The following is a 22,733-nucleotide window of genomic DNA, read 5'->3' as shown; positions in this document are numbered from 1 at the left end:
GGGGTCATGGCACATTTTTTTATACAGCGACCTGTTTTCGCGTGGGTGCTTGCAATTATGGTAATGCTTGCGGGGATCATCTCGATTATCCTGCTTCCTATTGCCCAATATCCAACCATTGCACCACCGGCGATACAAATTTCTGCCACATACCCTGGCGCCTCGGCAAAAACGGCTGAAGATTCTGTTACTCAGGTGATTGAGCAACAGATGAACGGACTCGACAACCTGCTGTATATGTCATCGACATCCGATTCATTCGGTAATATCACCACCACCCTCACCTTTGGTGCAGGTACCGACCCTGATATTGCACAGGTACAGGTCCAGAACAAACTCTCTGTTGCGACTCCCTTATTACCGCTTGAAGTACAGAATCAAGGGGTAAAGGTCGAGAAAGCAAGTAACTCCATATTAATGGTGATTGGATTCGTATCTGATGATCCTTCTTTAACCAATGAAGACATTTCAGATTACATTTCCAGTAATGTGTTAGACCCGCTAAGCCGGGTAGATGGCGTGGGACAAACCCAGCTCTTCGGGGCTGAATATGCGATGCGGATATGGCTAAACCCCTATCAGCTTGAAAATTACGATTTAATGCCATCTGATATTGTGGCTGCCATTCAGGAGCAAAACGCACAGGTCTCTGCCGGCCAGCTCGGCGCTGCACCGGCTGTTCAGGGCCAACAGCTCAATGCCACCATTACTGCCCAGTCAAGATTACAAACGGTGGAGCAGTTTGAAAAAATTCTGCTCAAGGTCAATCCTGACGGCTCTCAGGTTCTGATGGAAGATGTTGCTAAGGTTCAACTAGGCTCGGCGTCATACCAAACGGTCTCCAACTATAATAAACAGCCAGCAACCGGGATTTCTATTGCTCTGGCCACTGGTAAAAATGCCTTGGAGACAGCGAATGCCGTCAGGGCAAAGCTCGACGAACTTGTTCCCTTCTTTCCAGAAGGCATCAACATCGTTTACCCCTATGACACTACACCCTTTATTGAAATTTCGATTGAAGAAGTCGTAAAGACCCTGCTTGAGGCAATCTTCCTCGTATTCTTGGTGATGCTTTTGTTCTTGCAAAGTTTTAGGGCGACACTGATCCCGACGATTGCAGTGCCTGTCGTGGTGCTCGGCACCTTTGCTGTCCTTCTTACTCTGGGTTATTCCATCAACACGCTCACCATGTTCGCTCTGGTACTGGCGATTGGCCTGCTGGTCGATGATGCCATTGTTGTGGTTGAAAACGTTGAGCGGATCATGGAAGAAGAAGGGCTAGAGCCCAGGGAAGCGACTGAAAAGTCGATGAATGAAATAACCAGTGCCCTCGTAGGTATCGGTATGGTGCTCTGTGCGGTATTTATCCCTATGGCTTTCTTTGCCGGCTCTACCGGGGCCATCTATCGCCAGTTTTCCATTACCATAGTGACCGCTGTAGCCCTCTCGGTAATGGTTGCCATTATCCTGACCCCAACTTTATGTATCAGTTTGCTCAATACTTCTGACGGCCATAAGACAACGGGGTTTGCAGGCTGGTTTAACCGCAACTTCAATAAAGCGACTGAAAAATATACCTCGGCAGTCACCTTTATCACCCACCGCAGTGTTCGTTTTTTAAGCATTTACTTGGGGGTAGGCGTTGTGATGGCCTTGTTGTTCTTGCGCCTTCCTAGCGGTTTTCTTCCCGATGAAGACCAAGGCATTATGATGAGTATGGTGCAGCTACCCAGTGGCTCAACCCAAGAGCAAACATTGCATATTCTCGATCAGGTTGAAGATCATTTCCTCGAAGTGGAAAAGAAAAATGTGAAGTCCGTTTTCTCTGTTTCAGGCTTTAGTTTCGCAGGCTCCGGTGCCAACACCGGTATGATGTTCATCGCACTGAAAGACTGGGATGAGCGCACAGCAGAGAGTGACAAGGTCAGTGCCATTGTCGGCCGAGCGATGATGGCCTTCACCGAAATACCGCAGGCTCTCATTTTCGCCTTTGCCCCACCGGCAATAATGGAGCTAGGTAATGCCACCGGTTTCGATATGTTCTTGCAAGACCGTTCAGGGCTCGGCCATGAAAAAATGACTGAGGCACGAAATCAGCTATTAGGTATGGCGGCACAGAATCCCAACTTATTTCAAGTCAGGCCAAATGGGCTAAATGATACACCGCAGTACCACATCCAAATCGACCAACTCAAAGCCCGGGCACTTGGGGTGTCCATTAACGATATCAACAGTACCCTCGGCACCGCTCTGGGGAGTAACTACGTTAACGACTTCGTTGATCGAGGCCGAATCAAGCAGGTGTATGTACAAGCCGACATGCCTTTTCGAATGAATCCAGAAGATATCATGGAGTGGAAAGTGAGGAACCAGTCAGGCGAAATGGTTGCTATGCGTGTGTTCAGTAAAGGGGAATGGACCTATGGCTCCCCTCGCCTAGAGCGCTACAACGGCACATCGGCAATGGAGATCCTAGGAGAGCCTGCTGCCGGCGTCAGTACCGGTGAAGCAATGCTGGAGATGGAGCAAATAGTCAGTGAATTGCCAAAAGGTGTCGGGCTGGAATGGACAGGCATGTCTTATCAAGAGCGAATATCAAGTGGTCAAGCACCTCTGCTCTATGCGCTTTCGATACTCATTGTTTTCCTCTGCCTTGCCGCACTTTATGAGAGTTGGGCCGTCCCCTTTTCCGTCATTCTCATCATACCGTTAGCTATTTTGGGTGCGGTTACCGCGACCTTGATTTTCGGGCTCGATAATGACGTTTACTTTCAGGTTGGCTTATTGACAACGATTGGCCTTGGCTCCAAGAACGCCATCATGATTGTAGAGTTTGCCAAATCGTATCATGATTCAGGTGAAGACATGTTCAAAGCCGCCATTCATGCCGCCAAGATCCGTCTGCGCCCAATACTCATGACCTCGCTCGCATTTGGCATGGGGGTTGTTCCGCTGGCAATATCAAGCGGCGCGGGTTCTGGTGCCCAAAATGCGGTAGGTACTGGCGTTGTTGGTGGTGTTCTCACCGCAACCTTCCTCGGTATCTTCTTTGTACCGCTGTTTTTTGTTGTCGTGACACGGATATTCTACGGACCTGACAAATCACCTACACCTGCAGAGGAGTCCAAGCATGACTAAACCAACATCGCTGGCTTTCTGCATTTGTCTGGCCACCAGCCTTGCTGGTTGTACCAATTTCATCCCAAACTACCAGCAGCCTGTGGCACCGACCGAAACCGATTGGCCCGTGGATGAAAGTGCCAATAATTTCTCTATCTACACGGGTAGCAACGTTCCCGGTACCTCAAATACCCAAGCTCCTCCTCCAGCAACGACAATCAACAGGGTTTCCCCTTACGAAGACTGGCGGGCATTTATCCAGGGTGACAAGCTGACTCAGGTTATTGAACTGGCCCTTCGCAATAATCGTGATGTACGGATTGCTGTTTTGAATATTCAACGGGCAGAAGCGCAGTACGGCATCCAGAGAGCAAACCGCTTGCCCAATATTGATCTTGGCGTAACCGGTGCCAATCAACGTCTGTCGGAAAACGTCAATAACGGCAATTCAACCATTAGCCGCCAGTACAGCGTTGATCTTGGCGTGAGCAATTACGAAATTGATTTCTGGGGCAGAATTGAAAGCCTAGAGCAGCAAGCGCTGGAACAATACCTATCCACTATCGAAGCACGAAAAAACACTCAACTCAGTTTAATCAGCAGCGTGATTGAATCATACCTCACCTTAATTGCCGATCAACGCTTACTACGGCTAGCAGAAGACACCCTCAGGGTACAAAGAGATTCCCTCGTCCTGACAGAAAAAAGCTTCAACAGTGGTGTGGCAACCGGCCTGGACGTTGCCCAAGCAAAAACAACCGTTGCTACCGCCCTCAAAGATGTGGCGGTTTTTACCAGCCAAGTGGATGTGGACGTCAACGCACTCAATACCTTGGTCGGTAAAGCCGTTCCCATACATCTTCTCCCCCAGTTAATAGACAATATTGGGTTTGCCCCTGTCCATGTCGGTGTACCGTCAGATGTACTACTACGCCGACCAGATATCTTATCTGCCGAACACCAGCTACGCTCTGCTAACGCGAACATAGGTGCAGCACGCGCGGCCTACTTTCCTACTATCTCCCTGACGGCAACAGGTGGCCTGCTGAGTGCCTCTGCCGATGATCTATTTTCCGGTGACAGCCGAAGTTGGGTATTTACGCCGAACCTTGTTCTCCCCATCTTCAATTGGGGAGAGTTGGACAGCCAGTTAGATGTATCTATTGCCGATCAGCAAATTGCTTTAAATCAGTACGAGCTTGCTATACAGACCGCATTCCGCGAAGTGGCAGATGCCTTAGCTAACCAAGCGACATTGAGTGATCAAGTATCAGCCCAGCAAATGCTGGTTGATGCCACCGGCGAGAGTTTCCGGTTATCTAACTTACGTTTTGACGAAGGGGTTGATGACTACTTCACGGTTCTCGACTCACAGCGAGAGTACTACACCGCTCAGCAAGAACTCATAAACACGAAACTCACTGAAGAGCTTAATTTAGTGACTTTATACAAAGTTCTCGGTGGAGGATGGGTAGAAAGTGATGTGCCAATGCCTGATGCATTGCCTTCTACAGAGGCTTTATACGGAAACCAGTGAAAGAGTAATAGTGAATAGTTCTAGTTTCCTACTAATTGGTGAGCCCCATCAACCATTTATACCGCTGATCGAAAGTACTGCAACTTTTGTAATTAAATTACAGCGCACCCACTTACGCATGTCGATAACCGCTTGAATCGTGACGCAAATCACACTAATATTATTACATCGGTAGCAACAAAACAGCCGATGTGAAAGTAAATTACAAATTAATTGTTAGAGAGGCTACACATGAACTACGATTCACTAATGGCAATGCACTATATCGTTTCCAAGCGCGTTAAAGCACAAACGAAGCAAAAGCGTAAATAAGCCAGCTCTTCCTTAACGCTCAGTTTTCAGCTCTGAGCAAAACAGAACGCAATACCTCATTTTCAAGTAATATAAATTCTCCCCCCTCTGGGGGTGTTTATTTGAATAGCTTTCTGCCTATTTCTCTTCTTGCCCAATACGATAGTCTGCTAGAAAGGCTTGAAACTCGTCGTTGTTGATCAGTTGCTGATAGCCTTCTTCTATCAAGGCATCTACCTGTTCAGGATCTAAACTAAAATCTGTAGGTATCTGGTTGAGATAATGCTTTTTCTTTATATCTGTCACATCTTGTAGGTTGATATCAACGAAGTAAGTCGACATCTGTACATCTTCAGTAGATAGGATCGATGCCCATCGCTCCATTGTCCTTACAAACAAACTTTTTGATGCATCGTTAAAGCGGTGAAGCTGAATATCTGTCATTGCCGACAGGGTCTCCCTGATTGTAGGCTCTTTGGTTGATCCCTCCATCTCAAAATCTGGTGATGTTGAAGCATCGACAACAATCATCACGAAATGCGGCAAGGGTTTTGCACCAATCCGCTTAAAGAATGCTTCACCGCCACCAGAGCTCTCAATGACATCATAAAATGACAGCAGTCCTAGGTTGTCAGTAATACCGCCATCGACAAGATGAATAAAAGTCCTATCGTATTTGTCTTGATAGCTTTTCAGCCCTTCAACCGTATGACGGGTATGCGCCTTCCTCTCATCATCTGAGGACAATTCAATCAACTGGCTTTGTTGGCACCCTTCATGATTTCTCAAAACCACTGGATTAAATACCAGAGGAACCGCAGATGAAGCAGTCACAGCATTAGCGACGGGATAGGTTGATAAGTCAGAACAAAGCAGATCAAAATACTCTTGAAGGAATGAAAATCGTATTCCGCCCCCTAAATCAGATGCATTAATCACCACAATTGGCCGCCCAACTCGATTCATATCAGCAAAAGTCGCCCCATAAAATAGATTGGCATCATAATAATCAATTGCTCTCTGCGTTCTTCCCCCAGTGGTCAACCAAGTTCGTGGACTAAAAACACGCGAAAACAGATCATCACTTACGTGGTAATAAAGAAACTCTTCTTCAAAGTCATCAAATAATTTGTTGCCATATAGCCCGTAATAAGCAGCCGTAAAACTACCTCCAGACACCGAGCTGATAAAATCTACTTCATCTAATACCGGCTTTGTTAGTTGCTCTCGTGTTAACGATGTATCACGCAACGCTTTCATGACACCGTATGACAAAGCCGCTGCTCGAGTCCCCCCACCAGACATGGCAATAGCAACAGTAATTTCTCCTTTGTTTACCCGATTTGCCGCTGTAGTAAGTGAATAGGTGTTCTCAGTGGTCAAAGACAACTTTGGTTCATTGACGACGTTTCCATACGTCGTACACCCTGACAGCGAGAGCCCCAATAGCATACCAAGAGATATTACAGCTAGACGCATGGTTTGCACCGTTCTCTTTTTCTTTTAATTTAGCTAATACTTAGCAATAAAGGTGTAGCAACTTAGCGACTATAACCTAACGTTATACCCTTGAAACATTTATGTATTCGAGCTTTATCCCAAGCTCAGCTATGGTGATATTACGTTAGCAAACACCAAGGATGAACCATGCAAATCCCCCAACCTTACCTTCTATTTCTCGGCGATGTCACTGATCCGCTTTCAGCCAAAACGGCTCGTGGGATCCTGCAATGGCGGCCTGAAATATGTATTGGCCAGCTGCGATTAACGCCAGAGACCGTCAGCCTTGATCTGGCTGACCTTTCCCTTGAGGATGCCTATGCCAAAGGGGCAAGAACGCTGGTACTGGGAACAGCCAATGCGGGCGGCTTCATTCCGAAGAGCTGGTTAATCACCCTCGAGAGGGCATTGGATATCGGTTTCAGCATCGCTTCGGGTATGCACCAACGGTTGGGTGATAGCTCTACACTGGCACAAAAAGCCAGAGCCAATAGTTGTAAGCTCTTCGACGTGCGCCACTTTGATGGTGACATCGAAGTAGGTAACGGAATACCCCGTTCAGGCAAACGGCTTCTGACAGTCGGCACCGATTGTTCGGTCGGTAAAATGTACGCCTCCCTCGCCCTTGAAAAGGAGATGAACCAGCAAGGGCTGAACACACAGTTCTGCGCCACGGGCCAAACCGGGATTTTCATCTCCGGTAAAGGTATCGCCATCGACGCCGTCGTTGCCGACTTCATTTCTGGTGCGACTGAAGCGGTAAGCCCTGCATTTGACGATCACGATTGGGATATTATCGAAGGTCAGGGATCGCTGTTCAATCCTTCTTTTGCCGGTGTCAGCATGGGGCTTCTTCATGGTGCTCAAGCCGATGCGCTGGTGCTTTGCCATGAGGTTGGCCGCAAACATATTCGCCATCTTCCCCATATGCCCGTACCAGCTCTCAAAACGACGATGGAGGCAAACCTGACGGCCGCTCGCTTGACCAACCCTGACGCACAATTTGTTGGGATCTGCCTCAACACATCAGCACTGGATAAAGAAGACGCCAAAGCTTACTGCGAACAGTTGGCGAGCCAATTTCAATTACCCGTTACCGACCCGGTCCGCTTTGGTGTGTCAGCCATAGCCGATCGACTACACCAATTGTAAGGGGGCAGGAATGAAACTTTCAGCCCATCATGAACGTTTTGAGCTCGCAAGGCCGTTTGTTATCGCCCGCGGTAGCCGTTCCCACCAAGATGTTGTCGTTGCTTCCGTGACACTCGGTGATCGTCACACAACGGCTGAATGTACACCGTATGCCAGATATGGCGAGAGTATTGAGAGTGTTATCGCGCAAATTGAGAACTTTAACACCTTGCTTGAACAACACCCGACTTTGTCTGCCAAATCCATTCAGCAAGACTTGGTACCACAACTACCTGCTGGTGCCGCCAGAAATGCCATCGACTGTGCCCTGTGGCGGCTCAACGCCAAAGAGGCCTTTCCCGCGCCACTCTTTGAGATAAGGCAGCACATAGTCACGGCCATGACAGTATCCATTGATACACCCGATGCCATGGCCCAACAGGCTCGTGACCTGTGCAACCAGGGAGCAAAATTACTCAAAGTTAAACTGGATGCTCAGGAGATTGTTGAACGTGTTGCAGCTGTACGCGCAGCGGCACCACAGTGCGAGATCATCTTAGATGCCAACGAAGCATGGGAGACACAGCCACTCAGCGAGCTGTTTAGTGCATTGGCCAGCTACAACATCAGGATGATTGAACAACCTGTCCCCGCTGGAAAAGATAGCCTACTAAGAGGCATTCCCCACCCAATCCCCCTTTGTGCTGATGAAAGTTGCCATACCAGTGACGACCTCACGGGTTTGGAGGGATGCTACGAGATGGTCAACATCAAGCTGGATAAAACTGGCGGGTTAACCGAAGCACTAAAACTAGCTCAGCAAGCCAAAGAGGCAGGACTCGATATCATGGTCGGCTGTATGGTCGGCACGTCACTGGCAATGGAAGCGGCACTTCCCGTCGCGAGTCAGGCGGTTTTGGTCGATCTTGATGGACCGATATTGTTAAAACACGACAGGGAGAATGGGCTGGTATATCAAGATGGAATGATAGTGATTTAGCTGGCTGCTTGCTTTTAATCATAAAAAAAGCGCAAGCCACATACGTTGGCTTGCGCTTAAATGTTTCTTAAGTGTTGTCTTTACGACTGACTAGCAACTTCCGCTTGTTCCCAGCCTTGCTCAGCTTGAGCTTGAGCTTCCGCTTCAGCCTGCTTGCCCTGCATTCGCAGAACAGCCAAAGGACCAGTGACCAATGTCACAGCCAACAGCATAGACACAGGAACCGCAGTGATCACAATAAATGACTGCAACGCATTCAAGCCACCGTCACCCGCAAGCAACAGCACGCCGGCAATAACACCCATCGCCAACGCCCAGAACAGACGCTGTGATTTTGACGGCTGGCTATCACCAGACACAACAAGTGCAATTGAGTAAGCCATTGAGTCACCCGTTGTAACAACGAATGTCGTCGTCAACACTAAGAACGCAGGGATCATTAGTTCGTTGAACGGCAATTGTGCCAATGATGCAAGTAATACCGCTGGTAGGCCAGAGTCAGCAAGCGGGCCTGAAATGGTTCCTGGAACCTGAAGTTCAAAGAAGATCCCTGTACCACCCAATACGGTAAACCAGAAGTTAGTCACAATAGGCGCAGCCACAGCAATGGTCAAAATCAGCTCACGGATGCTACGACCTTCAGAAATGCGTGCGATAAAGATCGCCATCATAGGTGCAAAACCGATAAACCAGCCCCAGAAGAACCATGTCCACCACTGACTCCAAGCAGGGCTATCCGCATTCACACTCATTTCAGGCAGATGCTGAATATAAGAAGCGAATGCTAGGCCAAAGTTTTCAAAGATAAACTGGGTTGGGCCAAACACCAACATCACCATTAGTAGGGCAAAAGCACCCACGATATTGAAACGACTTAGCCACTGAAGGCCTTTGTCCATACCAGTGAAAGCAGAAATCGAGTAGATCGCAACAACCACAGCCAAAATGACCATCTGGCTAGTAGAATTGTTATCAATGCCAGCAACGACTTCTAGGCTGTAACCTAGTTGAGAAGCCAAGAAACCAATTGGACCGATTGTACCTGCTGCAACAGCAATAATTGAGCATGCATCAATAACAGAACCAAACCAGTGGTTTTCTAGCTTGTCACCAACAATAGGATAAAGCAAAGCGCGCGGACGTAGTTTTACCCCACCTTGGTGGTGCGCATACATCAACACAATCGTCGCTAGTGTGCCAAGACATGCCCAGGCCAAAAAGCCCCAATGCATAAAGCTTTGGCTAAGAGCAGGAACGACCGCAGCAGCAGACTCTGCTTGAACACCATCAAAGCTCGGTGGTGTCGTCATAAAGTGATAGATAGGCTCTGCAGCTGACCAGAACACACCACCACCTGCGAGCAGCGTACACATGATCATCGCCAACCAACGGAATGTACCAATTGTTGGCTTGCTATTCACGGCACCTAGGCGCTGTTTGCCATATGGGCTAACCGCTATCACTAGGGCAATAACGAAATTAATCACCATCAGCCATTGCCAAAACTGGCCAAAAACAGCAGTAGAATAGGAAAACGCGGAATCAATGATCTGGCTGACTAAAGTCAAATCATAGAGGGAAAAGAGGAGAAACAATCCTAGGAAACCAATACTTAGAACTGAAACTGTTTTGTCGCTACCTTTTAGGGTATTGCTTAGCATAATTATCTCACGGTGTGTGTGAGGGGCGGCACTTTAGCAGCTCATCCCCCACCACACCAGTGAAATATTTCTTAATAATTTATAATGGCAACTCAAGCACCTAGCTACAAAAACAAACACCTTAGAAAAATAGTCAACTATTATAGGGAGTTATCGCAATCGCTACTTTCTATGCACTAATTGTTTTGAACACGAAATATTTTTTGTGATGCAGTTCAAAAATACGTCAAAGTAGATGCATTGAATTGCCAGTGATACTCATCTCATTTCACTTGAGAGACCAAGTGCTCCGCGAGTAGATGAGTATGAAGATTTCGCTGAGTGAAAAACAATGCCTGTTTACCTGAACTTACAACCGCTAACCAGTGCTCGGCCATCGCATGAAACCCTTTCGCAGCAAGCATAGGCGTCCAATCTGCAAGTTTTAAACGCTCTTCTATATTATTCTGCCAGCGGCTTCCCTCTGTAAAAGAATCAAACCGATAGCTGGCATTTCTATAATTGGCAGAAACCGTTTCCAACGTCGCTCCGTGCTGGCGATTCATTGATGCGTGAAACAACGCGCCATTCTGTTGCCATTGCACATCAAGGCGGCCAAGCTGTAACTGCGCTCCAGCAGGGGTGGATTGGCAAGTAATATAGAGGTCTTCCGGCTCAATGTTCGCATTCACATTGATGCTGTCTAATGGATGGATGAAATCATCAAAGATAAAGGTCCGAACTCCACCAGGTAAGTCATGGCGGTGTTTTTCCCAACGTAATGACAGCAAAGGCCCTGAGGGCTGTTGCTCAGCAGGAACCTGTCCCCCTAGATTAGAGTCAACGGTGACTCCCGAAAGGTGCTGCTTATAAAGAGGGATGTACCGGCGATTGAACCCCATAAACAACGGAGCTTGCTTACTTTCAGCAAGCTCATAAAGACGCTCGCACTGCTCGTAGCTATCGGCGAGTGGCTTATCGACAAAGACCGGTAAACCAAGATTCAAGAAGAACGCCGCCAGCGTAGGATGTGAAGACGTGGCGCTATGGATCATCACCGCATCGATACCCGCCTTGGCTAAATCCCGATAGTCAGTATAAGTTTCAGTCACATGGTATTGCTTAGCGAGTTGTTGTAAGCGTTCTGGGTTGCGGGTGCAGAACACCCATTCAACATTCGGCAGTTGGCTTAATACTGGTAAATGCGCCTTTATTGCAATATCGCCTAATCCTATCAGGGCAATCTTCATTTCAATCCTTACTAAACTTAAACTAACGATTTATGACACTTATTTTACTTTTTAATGCGTATACTCTGCTAGAATCCCGTCTCCATTTTATGAAGTGTATTGATTATGTTCCTCCGTCCATTCATTCGACAAAAGCTCCCTGGCCTTATCGCATTATTGCTGATGACCACCCTATTATCTGGGGTACTGGTCTTTTATTCTCAAGCCAACTTGAATGGGCCAGTCTCCGACTTTAGCGGTATGCTTTTTTCATTGCTGACCCACTCTGCGGGCAACCCGGGCTTCTTGGTGACGGTTGGGTTGTTCATGCTGATCCCAATTGCCCTGAAGCTACCCCGTAAAACGCTCGTTATACTGGGGGTTCAGTTTGCCCTGCTACTTGCATTGAGCTTTGTCGCCAAAACAGTGATGAAACACATCACTGAGGTACCTCGCCCTTATACCCATCAACTTCAAAGCTTAGGCATCGTAGACAGTCCACAAGCTTTTTACGCCCTTACTGACCAAGAGAAAGATGAAGCGGTTAAACAGGCCAGCGAAAGTGTCAGTCACTGGCGGATTGCCCACTGGCAAGGTGAGACAAACTACTCGCTACCTTCCGGCCACACAATTTTTACGGCTGTTTGTGTTGCTTTCTGGGGTGGCTTTTTCCTTAGACGCCGCCAACTCATTCCAGCCGGCATTATCATTGTCTGGGCGGTTGGTGTGGGGATCAGCCGCATCTGGCTAGGCATGCACTGGCCGACTGACCTGCTAGCATCAATCTTTGGTGCAGCATGCTTGTATCTTTGTATCCCTGAATGGGGGATATCGCCAGTAAAGAAGATTAGCAACCAACCATTGCAACAAAGCAAATAGCCTCACTTCTGCAGGTTAAGGCTTCTTATACCCTTAACCTGCCCCTCCCTGCAGCAATCCTTACCTCCAATAAAAACACCCCAGTGGTGAGCTTGATATAAAAGCTCACCACTGGGGTGTTAATAGATAACTGGCATCAAAAAGGCTTTGTACCCAATGGCGGCAAGCTACTGGGTATATAAAATGTATTAATGCACTTCAACACTATGAACGTATTCAACAACCAGTTGATTACCGTCGTAGCGCACATTCTTAATTTCACCATCAACGATAAATGTATTGGTCAGCGTCACCGAATTAGGCAACTCTCCGCCCATCTGGCTGCGAAGTGACGGTAATGTCAGCAATGGGTCGACACCAATATAGTTACAAAACTGATTAACAAAACGGTGCTCAAGAGGAACACTACCGCGAAGAATATCTGAAAACACCAGCTGGCTGACGCCAAGACGCTTTGCCATTTCAATTTGGGTAACTCGCATCTTAGCCTTGTAGCTCATCCAAGTATCATGAAGAACCTGACGGTCTTGTTCAGTATATTGCATCATAGTTTCCTTGCGCACAGTGTCTAGCGCATTAGTATTTTTTCGTTGCACTTATTTAAGCTGATCGCACCACCTGCTTTGTCAGAGAAAAGTAAGGCTTCACCGCTTTCAAAGCCACGTCACACAAGGGCTGAGAGCAATACAAAGAAAAACAAACGCCCGATCATAGACTTGTCATTTTTTGTCCAAACGATAGCCTGTCTTGTACTTGAGATTGTTCAATTGACTAAATGCTGGATATAATGTGCTTGTCCGTTCAATTTAGGTTCGTTATGCGCTTACAAAAGATGATTGCCAATGTTGTTATCATCATGATGCTGTTTGTTTCAGTAGCATCAAGTGCATCTGCGTCCCCGTATTCCTCAGTAAACTTTGATGGCTGCAACACACCAATAGCCATGTCCCATTGCTGCAGCCCTGTATCAACGCATGTAATAGTCTCCGATACCGGTGACAGTTGTAGCCTTATAAAAGCAACGCCTACGGATAACTGTTGTAAAGACAACCAGTGTCATTCAGGGCAAATCCCCGTTGCCATACTCGCTGAGGAGCTTGTCGTTGTCCCTCTTGAAGGTTCATATCACTTCAAAGAAGTTGAAGGCAGTCACCGACTGATTCAGCGTGTCATCTTCCGCCCTCCTGTCATTGCGTAATTCTTACTAAGAATAAGTCCACCACCTTATGGCGATCCAATTGAAAGGACGTCAATACGTGGTTTGAATTCAGCACAACACTATTCATTACTAATGACTGGAATATTTATGAAAACTACTTCAAAAGCCCTATTTGCAACGGTATTAATCGCAACAAGCACACTCTCCTTTGCGCAGGTGATCAAAGGCACCAACTACCAATCACCTTACTGTGGCTGCTGCAAAGAGTGGGTAAAGCATATGGAAGATAATGGCTTTGAACTTGATGTCGTTTATAAGGAAAACATGACCCCAACCAAAATTGATCTCGGTATCCGCCCAGATTATGCTTCTTGCCATACCGCAGAAATTGAAGGTTATACGTTTGAAGGCCATGTCCCTGCAGAAGATGTCCTCCGCTTTATCGAATCCAAACCAAAGCGCATGGTCGGCCTAGCTGTTCCAGGCATGCCAATGGGTTCTCCAGGTATGGAGTATAATGACCAAAAAGACCCGTATGAGGTCTTGGCCTTTGACGAAAATGGTAAAACCATGGTGTGGTCTCGCCAGAATCAGTAAATAGCTAGTCTTTACTATAAAGGCGCCGGTTGGCGCCTTTATATTAGGTAGAGTAATGGGTTATCTAAGCTTATAATTTATCAAACCACTCCCGGTTAGGATCTTGATGCTCAGCCCAATCTGGCTCTAGCTCTCTATGTTCAAGATAAATTTGCATCGCCGTAAAATACGTAAAGGCCGTTAGCTCTGAATCGGCACCGAAGTGTTCAAAAAAGGCATCTTCTTGTTCAGCAAGTTGATTCAAACTATTAATACCTTGCTTGAGTACCCATTGAGTCGCATAAGGCGGGATCAAAGTACGATGCAAAATCAACTCAGCAATATCACCAACGTTAACATCTATGCCCATTGAGCCCTTTCGCTCGGGCAGAGACAGTGCCGACTCTTCTGCCAATAACGCTTTCAAGCTATCAATACTCGCTGCACGCTCTGCTGCTGAATACCCATACGTCGTTTTGGCAAAGCGAATGGCATAGGGCAAGCGGTCACGGCCTACGACTTCCACCACTTCCTCTAAATACTGCTGCGGAATATTGTAAGACTTCGCCAGCTGCTCTACAGCATGACTGAGGCTGGTATAGTTAATGCCATCAAATTGGACATGGAAACTCGTACTCAAACTCGCTACAGGCAACCCATCAATGGTTAATGGCCAGCCCTGAAAGTTCACCCGTACTTTGGCAATTTCAAACATGTTCCAAGCACTTTCTCGAAACCCTTCAAGCGCCTTACCTTCAAATTCTGATTGCTCTAACTCTTCCTTTGTCCAATTTACCCCTATCTGCAAGTGCTTTTGGTATTTACGGTGAAGCTGCTCCTTCACCTTATCGCGCAATAGCTCCAAATCACTCGCTTTTATGCCTTTACATATGCCATAGCACTCATGACAGCTCGGTAGAAGGATTGGCAACTTTTGGTGATCATAGTTAGGAGACGGTAAAAAGGCGTACGATTCAAAATACGGTTCACCACAAAACCAACAGGTATGGCGATAATCAAAAGGTACATCAACGGATTGGTAGGTCGCTGTCATAGCAAAAATACCCAAATGAAAAACTGTGAATATTATGCGTGCCATATCACCAAGACTCAAGGCGGTGCATAATCAAACGGCTAAGAAATCTCCCTATGAACCGAGGAGACCCCTCGCCCATCTTTTCCACAGTGCAAAAATCGACCAAGTATTTAACTGTTGTGACACCCGAATATCTTCAAGATAAAAACTGCATAAACTATCCGCTTAAGAGAATTGTGCTAGCTTTGGGAAAACGTTAAAATGTGTGCCCTTTTCTATCATGGTGCAATCGAATGTCTGAACAAAAGCGAAAGGCGCTCAAAAAAATTGCGAAATGCCTCGAGCTGGGTAACTCTGCAAACGTCAATGAAGCCGCACAAGCCATTAAGATGGCGCATCGTTTGATGCTAAAGTACGGCCTTGAACAAGATGACATCGAATTTATCAAGATGGGCAAAACAAAAACTAAAACCCTGCTTCCAGCCGACATCAGCCAGCAGATATTGAAGATCATCCGCGGAATCAACCGCCGCTTCGGTGTCGAGTGTGTGCTAACCAACCACAAAGGGCTCAAACAGGCTGAGTTTATTGGGGTTGCAGAAAGGGCTATCTTTGCCGCGTTTGCTTTTGACATCGTGTACCGTGAAATGAACCAGCAAACTGGCCAGTTTAGAAACAGTTTCCAAGGCACAGGCACCAGCAATGCTGAAGTTACTCGACGCGTAAACTCTTTCTTGGCCGGTTGGCTTGAAGGCGCTTTGGAAAAACTGCCTGAACTCAACACCGATGATGACCATGATAAACGCATGTCTAACTTCATCGATAAAGAGTTCGAAAACATAGATCGAGAAACCTTCAAGAAGCAGCTTCAGGAAGCCATGAATGCCCTTACTGATGATTACGAAAAAGGAATGAAGAAAGGACGCTCGATTTCGGTTAACCGCCCTGTTGCCGGAGAGAAAGCGTTCAAACCTAAGTTGCTTTCATAAACAAACGGCAAACAAAGTATGCAGAGACAAGTTAACTTAGCGTCTGGGCATCTATACTCAAGTAATTTCTCACTGACAAAACAGCCCATACCGTGGCTGTTTTTTGTTTGTAAAATAATCAGTTATACCAACAAGAGATAGATGACAATTTTATCCTGAGCAAAAAACCAGCAACCAATCCCTAAATGTTATCTTAACGTCATGAAGTGGGATGTAAATCTCGTTTTTATGATACAATGAAACAAAATCCCCTTTAATCGATAGCCTTCAAACATGAAATTCCCTGGTCAGCGTAAATCCAAGCATTACTTTCCAGTCAATGCCCGCGATCCATTAGTAGCTCAAATCCAGCAAGAAAATCCGCTATCTCGTACTCACCTTGTTGGTGTTGGCCAAACTATCGTAGATATCGAAGCGCGTATCGACGATGAATTCTTGGCTCGTCACAACCTAAGTAAAGGCCATTCGCTTGTTCTCGCAGAAGATAAAGCTGAATTACTTTACCAAGAGCTTAAAGAACGCAACCTTATCAGCCATGAATACCCAGGTGATACCATTGGTAACACCCTCCATAACTACTCTGTTCTCGCTGATGACAAATCGATTCTTCTTGGTGTAATGAGCCAAGATCTAAAGATTGGATCCTACGCTTACCGCTACCTTTGCAATACTTCTAGCCGTATGGACCTAGACTTCTTGCAACCTGTTGAAGGCCCTATTGGTCGCTGCTACACCCTTATCACCGAAGATGGTGAGCGAACTTTTGCGATCAACGAAGGGGAAATGAACCAGCTTAAGCCTGAGTTCGTGCCAGAAAGTGCGTTTGAGAATGCTTCTGCGCTTGTTCTATCTTCTTACTTGGTTCGCGGCAAGCCTGGCGACCCAATGAAAGACTCGGCTCTTAAAGCTATCGAGCACGCGAAGAAAAACAATGTACCGGTTGTGCTGACCCTTGGTACTAAATATGTTATTGAAGGCATGCAAGATTGGTGGATCGACTTCCTAAAAGAACACGTTACCTGTGTAGCGATGAACGAAGAGGAAGCCGAAGCGCTAACGGGCGAGAAGGATCCACTGATTGCTGCTGACAAAGCCCTTGAATGGGTAGATCTTGTTCTGTGTACGGCGGGCCCTGTTGGCCTTTACATGGCAGGTTATACCGATGAAGAGCTTAAGCGCGAATCAACGCTGCCGCTTCTTCCTGGCCGCATTGCTGATTTCAACAAGTACGAATTCAGCCGCCCGATGAAGAAAGACTCGTGTGAAAACCCAATCCGTGTTTACTCACACATTGCACCATATCTTGGTGGCCCAGTGGAAATTAAAAACACTAACGGTGCCGGTGATGCTGCATTGTCTGCACTGCTGCATGACATGTCTGCTAACCGTTTCCACAAGGCAAACGTACCAAATTCAGGCAAGCATATCGGTGAGTTCTTAAGTTACTCTTCTTTCTCTCAGATCTGCCAATACTCGAACCGCGTAAGCTATGAAGTATTGACCCAGCATGCCCCGCGCCTATCTCGTGGCCTGCCAGAGCGTGAAGATTGTCTAGAAGAAGCCTACTGGGAGCGTTAATCGCCGCCAGCTAAAAAAACGGAGCTTATCAGCTCCGTTTTTTTATACACAATACAATCGATTGGTAACCATCAAAAAGGCACATAATCAATTAATAAAGCTAAACCAAAAAAGACAAGCACTCCCCCGGCACTTCTTTCCACCCAATGTATTCCGCATTTCAAGGAGCGCTGTATTTGTGGCCACCCAATCGTCGCGGCAACCAACAAATTCCAGAATAAAACAACAGTAAACATCCATACTCCACAAGATATCTGTTGGACCAATGTCACTTCACTTCCGAGGATGACAGTCATAAGACTCATATAAAACAACGCGTTCTTAGGGTTTAGCAGTGCTGAATTTAAACCTAGCAGTAATTGCTTGGTCGCAGAAGGAACCACCTCGTGCACAGTTCTATTTAGGGGGGCTTTTTTATTACTCTTCAGTAACCTTGAACCAATCCATAGCAGGTACACTGCGCCGAGAATTTCAACCGCTGAAAAGACTCCGGGATTATCTCGAATACTCGTCCACCCAAAAATTGCAAACGTAATATAGACAGCGTTTCCCAACGCAATGCCAATACAAATATATCGACTGCCTTTCAATTTATGTCGGATAGAATGAGATACGATCAGAAAGAAATCTTGCCCAGGGCTTAATAGTGCGATGAAGTGGGCAATAGCCAAAGCCGGGAATGCCGCAGGGAAAAGGGTTATTAACATCATCCGTGTTTACCTATAGTTAAATGGACATCAAACTATAGGCATTTAGCTCTATGACTTATTGTCGAAAATTGACGCTCCCTGTTGATATTGCCTTGGCGTAGACGCTGTATAGTTAACAAAAGCACGATGCAACTGGCTTTGATCAGAGAACCCTAACTCATTAGCGACATCGACAATATCCATACCACTTTTTAGTAATAATTTTGCTCTCTCGACGCGAGTATTAGTGATAAATGCTTTTGGCGTTATACCAAACCGTCGTCTGAAGTTACGGATCAGAGACTCTTTGGGTCGCCCTATTTCTTTAGAAAGATCGGTCAGTGATGGGGGCTCAACAATATTTGCTGACAAGCAATTTTTAACCTGATAAGCGAGCTCATCTTCATTTGATGGTGGGATCAATGGTGAGCAATGGCAACTCAGTAGGCTAAATAACACCGACTCCAGCTTCAAGGCTGTAAGTCGTGTCACTTCATTTAGCAATTCATCAATTAAACCAAGCAGAATCTTTTCTTGGTGTTGGCCCGAAACCAGCGCCTGATCGCAAACAAAATGAGTAATGTGATATCCGTAGATTGCCGACAAAATCTCACAGCACCAAGCATTATCGACATAAAACATATGGTAACTTCGAGGTTTACCGTCAACTGGGTTGCAAGCATGAACCTTATTAGGCTCAATAAGAATAACATCCCCTACTTTCAGGAGGGTCTCTTTATTATCTATGGATAAACAGGTCACGCCAGATTGAATGATCCCAATAGACAACTCTGCATGACTATGTGTTTTATAACCTTGGGTACTGTTATAGGTAGTTCGAATAGTAAGGTTTGGAATACGCTCGCTACGCCAAAATCCTTGGTTGATATTACGAACAATGTTAGCCACTTCACTGACCCCTTAATACATCATCTAAACATCGTATTTCATCGAATCGTTGAAGGCAACAATCGAGCAATAAGTGGTTTTACCTAAGTGAACCAAAAAGAACATTTTTTTACGTTTTCTGAAGTATTTGTCCTAACCTTATAGTAAATAAATAGCATTTTAACTAATTGATAACGCTATCAATATAAACAAGCTTCAAGCGTTATGTCTAACAGACGAAACAGAATAATGTTACGCATATGGCGCAAACAAATGGGATGTTCAAGATGAAGGTTGTAGCAAGCGTATTCCTCCTAGCCATGGTATTTGGTTGTTCCGAAGAACAGCTGGAATCCCCAAAAACCCCTTCTATATCAGTAATTTCTGGAACCCAACCAGGAACGGGCTTATTACGAATAGCAGCTAGTGAAAATTACTTTCAACAACAAAATTTGTCAGTCTCTATTACTGAAAAACCAAGTGGTAAATTGGCTATTCTCTCTGTTTTAGATAAACATGTCGATGCTGATGTTATTTTCACAGCCGATATTGCTTACCTTGCCAATCAACATATGCTGCATGAGTATCGTGTGGTCGCCTCCGTATTCGATTCTGACAACCTCAACGCAATAGCAAGTATGACCCCACTTGTTGATATCAATGTAATGACAGATAAAGTAGTGTGTACCCAATACCTTTCAGCCCTACACTTTTTTGGCCAACTTCTTGTAGAAAGAAATAATATAAAAAATGTTACCTACAAATTTTTTAATGTCTCCGAGCTTAATAACAAACTTATCGATGGCGAATGTGATTTTATTACAACACGGGAACCGTTACTTTCAGATTTACTTTCCAAAAGCGATAATACGGCGCAACTAACCTTCTTCCCTGGTGTTTATCTGCAGCATGAATTAATGCTGGCACACAACCGGATGTCAGATGAGTCCTTAAGCCAATTTTTAAAAGCCATGATTCAAGCCGAATCGTTGTTCGACAGTACACCTGATCGCGTAGATTTGATCCTCAGTCAGAGTTTAAAAACAACACCTAAACAGTTAAGCATCTTACACAATAGCAGTGTCTGGGAGGTTTCACTTTATCAACCTCTACTCCCACTACTTGAGCGTCAAATGGAGTGGTTAGTCTCTCATGGTGTAAAAGAAGGTAGGTCATATACTTCATCCTTATCCCTTCGGCCAGACATACTACAAAAAGTGGCTCCATTACGGCAAACAGTGACAGCTTATGAAGATTAGTATTAAGCAAGTCATTGTTAGCTTCGTTCTGGTTTTAACTGGCTTCATCATTGCTCTTTTCTATATTTCTCAGAAGCAGAGTAATATCAGAGAAGAAGTCATACAGTTAGATGAATTGGCATTCAAACTAACTCAAGAGACCAATCGGCTTAATGTTTTCGTGGCTGATTACAACTTCAGACACTCTCCTGATACCCTAGAAAAGTGGGTTACAACGCTCAATGCTGTCGAACAACAATATGAGCATTTGTTGCACTCAACGCATTTAGGCAACCATTCTATATCTAAAAGAATCGACTCAGATCTCTCTCGTATTAGGAGGCAGTTTACATTACTTCAAGGTGCAACAACCGATGAAGATACCCATTGGATCACCATTAACCTCAATACCTACAACCAAAATCTCATTACACACCTTAATAATCTCAGTAAAGAAGTTAGACGGTTAGCAACCAATGATCTAACGCAACTCGCCAAAGATCAAAAGGTAATATTTTTTGTTATCACCTTCCTAGCTTTATTCTTACTGTTCATTATTCATTCAGCGCTCATTGCTCCGCTTAGAATTGTCAAATACCTATTAGAACGCATTGGTAAAGGTGACGAAGTCATTGATTTTAGTAAGTCAAACATCAAAGAATGGTCTCAGTTAATATCGAACATTGAGTCCATGTACCAAGAATTGAATTCAACAACCGTAAGCAAAGTTGCGCTTGAAAATGAAGTTGAAATGAGAAAGCGCGCTGAATACAACGCCAACTTACTCGCTCGTACTGACTTTCTGACGGGCCTCCCCAATCGTCGTCAAATGAATGAAATACTAAATAATATAATTAAAGGAAATAACAAATTCTTCTTGATTTTTCTGGATATAGATAATTTTAAATCCATTAATGACAACCTTGGTCACTCAAAGGGGGATAAATTATTACAATGCGTTGGTAGCCTTATTGTCGAACACCTTAGCACCAAGGATAAAGTTGCCCGTATAGGTGGTGATGAGTTTGCCATTATTTATTTTAGCGACAAGAAAAACAATGCAGTTACATTTTCACAAGTACTCAAGCATGCCTTGAGTCAGCCTATCAAGATTGGTAACTCCAATATACGTATAAGTTGCTCTTTAGGCATAGCCACCTACCCCTGTGATAGCCAGAACGGTATCGAATTACTGGCGAGAGCTGATACAGCAATGTATTACGCAAAAAAAAATCAAGTTGAAACATCCGGTATTGCAATCTATACACCACAGATTGGGAGATCGAGCAAATCAAAATTTGAAATTTACCAGGATATTAAATATGCGATTGAGAACAATCAATTTGATGTTTGGTTTCAACCTCAAATCAATATGAAAACGGGGGAAATTGACGGATTTGAAGCCCTACTGCGTTGGAGAAAAGAAGATGGCTGTTTTATACGCCCTGATATTTTTGTACCACTATTAGAAGAGTCAATAGATATTATTGTTGTCGGTGACTTAGTTATCGACAAAGCAATCGCATTTCATCAGCAGTTACTTGAAAACGGCTTTAATATTTCTGTTTCTATTAATATATCTGCGGTTCAACTTGAAAGTACAGACTTCGTCGACTCTTTATATGAAAAAGTAATCCTTAAAGGACTAAGCCCGGAAAATTTCCCACTTGAGCTGACTGAAACAGCCATTTTCAAAAATAAGGAAGACACCCTAAAATCTATGCAAACACTGAATAAATTGGGTTTCTCTCTTCAACTTGATGATTTTGGAACGGGCAATGCCTCGCTGGACCTACTCTTGAGCCAACAATTTGATACAGTGAAAATTGATAAGTCCTTTACGCTTAATGCACCTAATCAAAAGGAAACCGATACGGTGATACGAGCTATTAGCTACTTATCCGAAAAGCTTAACTTCAATATTGTACTAGAAGGTATCGAAAAGCCTATTCATCATAAATTAGCTATTAAGTACGGTATAGAGTTAGGTCAAGGTTACTATTACTCTAAGCCAATGCCACGCGATGTCGCAATTAAGTGGGTATTAGACAGACAAAAGCAACACGAAGAAACATCGTTTGATGTGAGTGCTTGATAGCTGTTACCATCTTGCAATCAACAGAAAGTTCTCCCAAGCGACTCAACGTTGCATGGAAAAATAGGCCTACATGAGAAACATAATAGCAAAGATATTAATCGCACTTACGATACTCTTAGCATTAGCCGGTATTTATCAGATAACGATATTCTGGA

At 45.1% G+C, this 22,733-nt stretch carries 18 protein-coding genes; 11 read left to right on the top strand and 7 right to left on the bottom strand.

All coding sequences use genetic code 11. From position 1 onward, the window contains the following. Positions 1-6: 6 nt before the first annotated feature. The gene (locus L4D79_RS14775; protein ID WP_428652319.1) at positions 7-3,138 is read left to right on the top strand and encodes an efflux RND transporter permease subunit; all 3,132 of its coding nucleotides are present in this window, start codon (positions 7-9) and stop codon (positions 3,136-3,138) included. Continuing rightward, the gene (locus tag L4D79_RS14770; protein ID WP_428652318.1) at positions 3,131-4,657 is read left to right on the top strand and encodes an efflux transporter outer membrane subunit; all 1,527 of its coding nucleotides are present in this window, start codon (positions 3,131-3,133) and stop codon (positions 4,655-4,657) included. Before L4D79_RS14775 ends, L4D79_RS14770 begins: the two co-directional genes overlap by 8 nt. 429 nt (positions 4,658-5,086) lie before the next feature. On the opposite strand, the gene L4D79_RS14765 is transcribed toward L4D79_RS14770, so the two are convergent. Further along, entirely contained in the window at positions 5,087-6,427 is a 1,341-nt protein-coding gene (locus L4D79_RS14765; protein ID WP_428652317.1) for a patatin-like phospholipase family protein, read from the bottom strand. A gap of 168 nt (positions 6,428-6,595) precedes the next feature. Here L4D79_RS14765 and dgcN point away from each other — a divergent pair, with 168 nt between their 5' ends. Together dgcN and dgcA are read left to right on the top strand one after the other, a co-directional pair. After that, on the top strand, positions 6,596-7,600 hold the full coding sequence (gene dgcN, locus L4D79_RS14760; RefSeq protein WP_428652316.1) for an N-acetyltransferase DgcN: 1,005 nt from the start codon (positions 6,596-6,598) through the stop codon (positions 7,598-7,600). 10 nt (positions 7,601-7,610) lie between these two features. After that, on the top strand, positions 7,611-8,579 hold the full coding sequence (dgcA, locus tag L4D79_RS14755) for an N-acetyl-D-Glu racemase DgcA (RefSeq protein WP_428652315.1): 969 nt from the start codon (positions 7,611-7,613) through the stop codon (positions 8,577-8,579). Positions 8,580-8,659: 80 nt separating this feature from the next. Here the strand turns inward: dgcA and L4D79_RS14750 are convergent, their stop codons facing one another. Next, the gene (locus L4D79_RS14750; protein WP_428652314.1) at positions 8,660-10,240 is read right to left on the bottom strand and encodes a BCCT family transporter; all 1,581 of its coding nucleotides are present in this window, start codon (positions 10,238-10,240) and stop codon (positions 8,660-8,662) included. 263 nt (positions 10,241-10,503) lie between these two features. Continuing rightward, positions 10,504-11,469, bottom strand: coding sequence for a Gfo/Idh/MocA family protein (locus L4D79_RS14745; RefSeq protein ID WP_428652313.1), 966 nt, complete (start codon positions 11,467-11,469; stop codon positions 10,504-10,506). Between the two features lie 105 nt (positions 11,470-11,574). Here L4D79_RS14745 and L4D79_RS14740 point away from each other — a divergent pair, with 105 nt between their 5' ends. Beyond that, positions 11,575-12,327: a phosphatase PAP2 family protein gene (locus L4D79_RS14740; protein ID WP_428652312.1), complete on the top strand. Its 753-nt coding sequence runs from the start codon at positions 11,575-11,577 to the stop codon at positions 12,325-12,327. 188 nt (positions 12,328-12,515) lie between these two features. Here the strand turns inward: L4D79_RS14740 and L4D79_RS14735 are convergent, their stop codons facing one another. Further along, on the bottom strand, positions 12,516-12,872 hold the full coding sequence (locus L4D79_RS14735) for an XRE family transcriptional regulator (protein ID WP_428652311.1): 357 nt from the start codon (positions 12,870-12,872) through the stop codon (positions 12,516-12,518). Between the two features lie 272 nt (positions 12,873-13,144). Between L4D79_RS14735 and L4D79_RS14730 the strand changes: the two genes are divergently transcribed. Together L4D79_RS14730 and L4D79_RS14725 are read left to right on the top strand one after the other, a co-directional pair. Then, on the top strand, positions 13,145-13,525 hold the full coding sequence (locus tag L4D79_RS14730) for a hypothetical protein (RefSeq protein WP_428652310.1): 381 nt from the start codon (positions 13,145-13,147) through the stop codon (positions 13,523-13,525). 108 nt (positions 13,526-13,633) lie between these two features. Further along, positions 13,634-14,083, top strand: a complete 450-nt coding sequence (locus tag L4D79_RS14725; protein ID WP_428652309.1) for a DUF411 domain-containing protein — start codon at positions 13,634-13,636, stop codon at positions 14,081-14,083. Positions 14,084-14,153: 70 nt separating this feature from the next. On the opposite strand, the gene L4D79_RS14720 is transcribed toward L4D79_RS14725, so the two are convergent. Continuing rightward, positions 14,154-15,116, bottom strand: coding sequence for a hypothetical protein (locus L4D79_RS14720; RefSeq protein ID WP_428652308.1), 963 nt, complete (start codon positions 15,114-15,116; stop codon positions 14,154-14,156). 275 nt (positions 15,117-15,391) lie between these two features. On the opposite strand from L4D79_RS14720, the gene L4D79_RS14715 reads away from it, so the two are divergent. Then, the gene (locus tag L4D79_RS14715) at positions 15,392-16,087 is read left to right on the top strand and encodes a DUF2786 domain-containing protein (RefSeq protein ID WP_428652307.1); all 696 of its coding nucleotides are present in this window, start codon (positions 15,392-15,394) and stop codon (positions 16,085-16,087) included. A gap of 273 nt (positions 16,088-16,360) precedes the next feature. Next, positions 16,361-17,665, top strand: a complete 1,305-nt coding sequence (locus L4D79_RS14710) for an inosine/guanosine kinase (protein WP_428652306.1) — start codon at positions 16,361-16,363, stop codon at positions 17,663-17,665. A gap of 71 nt (positions 17,666-17,736) precedes the next feature. Here the strand turns inward: L4D79_RS14710 and L4D79_RS14705 are convergent, their stop codons facing one another. Together L4D79_RS14705 and L4D79_RS14700 are read right to left on the bottom strand one after the other, a co-directional pair. Then, positions 17,737-18,375: a LysE family translocator gene (locus L4D79_RS14705; protein ID WP_428652305.1), complete on the bottom strand. Its 639-nt coding sequence runs from the start codon at positions 18,373-18,375 to the stop codon at positions 17,737-17,739. 48 nt (positions 18,376-18,423) lie between these two features. Beyond that, on the bottom strand, positions 18,424-19,263 hold the full coding sequence (locus tag L4D79_RS14700; protein WP_428652304.1) for an AraC family transcriptional regulator: 840 nt from the start codon (positions 19,261-19,263) through the stop codon (positions 18,424-18,426). A 266-nt stretch (positions 19,264-19,529) separates the two neighbouring features. Between L4D79_RS14700 and L4D79_RS14695 the strand changes: the two genes are divergently transcribed. Both L4D79_RS14695 and L4D79_RS14690 read left to right on the top strand, forming a co-directional pair. Next, on the top strand, positions 19,530-20,501 hold the full coding sequence (locus tag L4D79_RS14695; protein ID WP_428652303.1) for a substrate-binding domain-containing protein: 972 nt from the start codon (positions 19,530-19,532) through the stop codon (positions 20,499-20,501). Further along, complete coding sequence (locus tag L4D79_RS14690; RefSeq protein WP_428652302.1) at positions 20,491-22,575, top strand: putative bifunctional diguanylate cyclase/phosphodiesterase; 2,085 nt, start codon at positions 20,491-20,493, stop codon at positions 22,573-22,575. Before L4D79_RS14695 ends, L4D79_RS14690 begins: the two co-directional genes overlap by 11 nt. The last annotated feature ends 158 nt before the right edge of the window (positions 22,576-22,733 follow it).

This window comes from Photobacterium satsumensis, from assembly GCF_050336935.1.
GTDB lineage: Bacteria > Pseudomonadota > Gammaproteobacteria > Enterobacterales > Vibrionaceae > Photobacterium > Photobacterium satsumensis.
This window is presented reverse-complemented; position numbering and strand designations above follow the sequence as displayed.

What these genes read in the sequence shown, in the direction of transcription:
- L4D79_RS14775 (WP_428652319.1), top strand. Translation starts at nt 7, where the DNA reads ATGGCACATTTTTTTATACAGCGACCTGTTTTCGCGTGGGTGCTTGCA.
- L4D79_RS14770 (WP_428652318.1), top strand. Translation starts at nt 3,131, where the DNA reads ATGACTAAACCAACATCGCTGGCTTTCTGCATTTGTCTGGCCACCAGC.
- L4D79_RS14765 (WP_428652317.1), bottom strand. Translation starts at nt 6,427, where the DNA reads ATGCGTCTAGCTGTAATATCTCTTGGTATGCTATTGGGGCTCTCGCTG.
- dgcN (WP_428652316.1), top strand. Translation starts at nt 6,596, where the DNA reads ATGCAAATCCCCCAACCTTACCTTCTATTTCTCGGCGATGTCACTGAT.
- dgcA (WP_428652315.1), top strand. Translation starts at nt 7,611, where the DNA reads ATGAAACTTTCAGCCCATCATGAACGTTTTGAGCTCGCAAGGCCGTTT.
- L4D79_RS14750 (WP_428652314.1), bottom strand. Translation starts at nt 10,240, where the DNA reads ATGCTAAGCAATACCCTAAAAGGTAGCGACAAAACAGTTTCAGTTCTA.
- L4D79_RS14745 (WP_428652313.1), bottom strand. Translation starts at nt 11,469, where the DNA reads ATGAAGATTGCCCTGATAGGATTAGGCGATATTGCAATAAAGGCGCAT.
- L4D79_RS14740 (WP_428652312.1), top strand. Translation starts at nt 11,575, where the DNA reads ATGTTCCTCCGTCCATTCATTCGACAAAAGCTCCCTGGCCTTATCGCA.
- L4D79_RS14735 (WP_428652311.1), bottom strand. Translation starts at nt 12,872, where the DNA reads ATGCAATATACTGAACAAGACCGTCAGGTTCTTCATGATACTTGGATG.
- L4D79_RS14730 (WP_428652310.1), top strand. Translation starts at nt 13,145, where the DNA reads ATGCGCTTACAAAAGATGATTGCCAATGTTGTTATCATCATGATGCTG.
- L4D79_RS14725 (WP_428652309.1), top strand. Translation starts at nt 13,634, where the DNA reads ATGAAAACTACTTCAAAAGCCCTATTTGCAACGGTATTAATCGCAACA.
- L4D79_RS14720 (WP_428652308.1), bottom strand. Translation starts at nt 15,116, where the DNA reads ATGACAGCGACCTACCAATCCGTTGATGTACCTTTTGATTATCGCCAT.
- L4D79_RS14715 (WP_428652307.1), top strand. Translation starts at nt 15,392, where the DNA reads ATGTCTGAACAAAAGCGAAAGGCGCTCAAAAAAATTGCGAAATGCCTC.
- L4D79_RS14710 (WP_428652306.1), top strand. Translation starts at nt 16,361, where the DNA reads ATGAAATTCCCTGGTCAGCGTAAATCCAAGCATTACTTTCCAGTCAAT.
- L4D79_RS14705 (WP_428652305.1), bottom strand. Translation starts at nt 18,375, where the DNA reads ATGATGTTAATAACCCTTTTCCCTGCGGCATTCCCGGCTTTGGCTATT.
- L4D79_RS14695 (WP_428652303.1), top strand. Translation starts at nt 19,530, where the DNA reads ATGAAGGTTGTAGCAAGCGTATTCCTCCTAGCCATGGTATTTGGTTGT.
- L4D79_RS14690 (WP_428652302.1), top strand. Translation starts at nt 20,491, where the DNA reads ATGAAGATTAGTATTAAGCAAGTCATTGTTAGCTTCGTTCTGGTTTTA.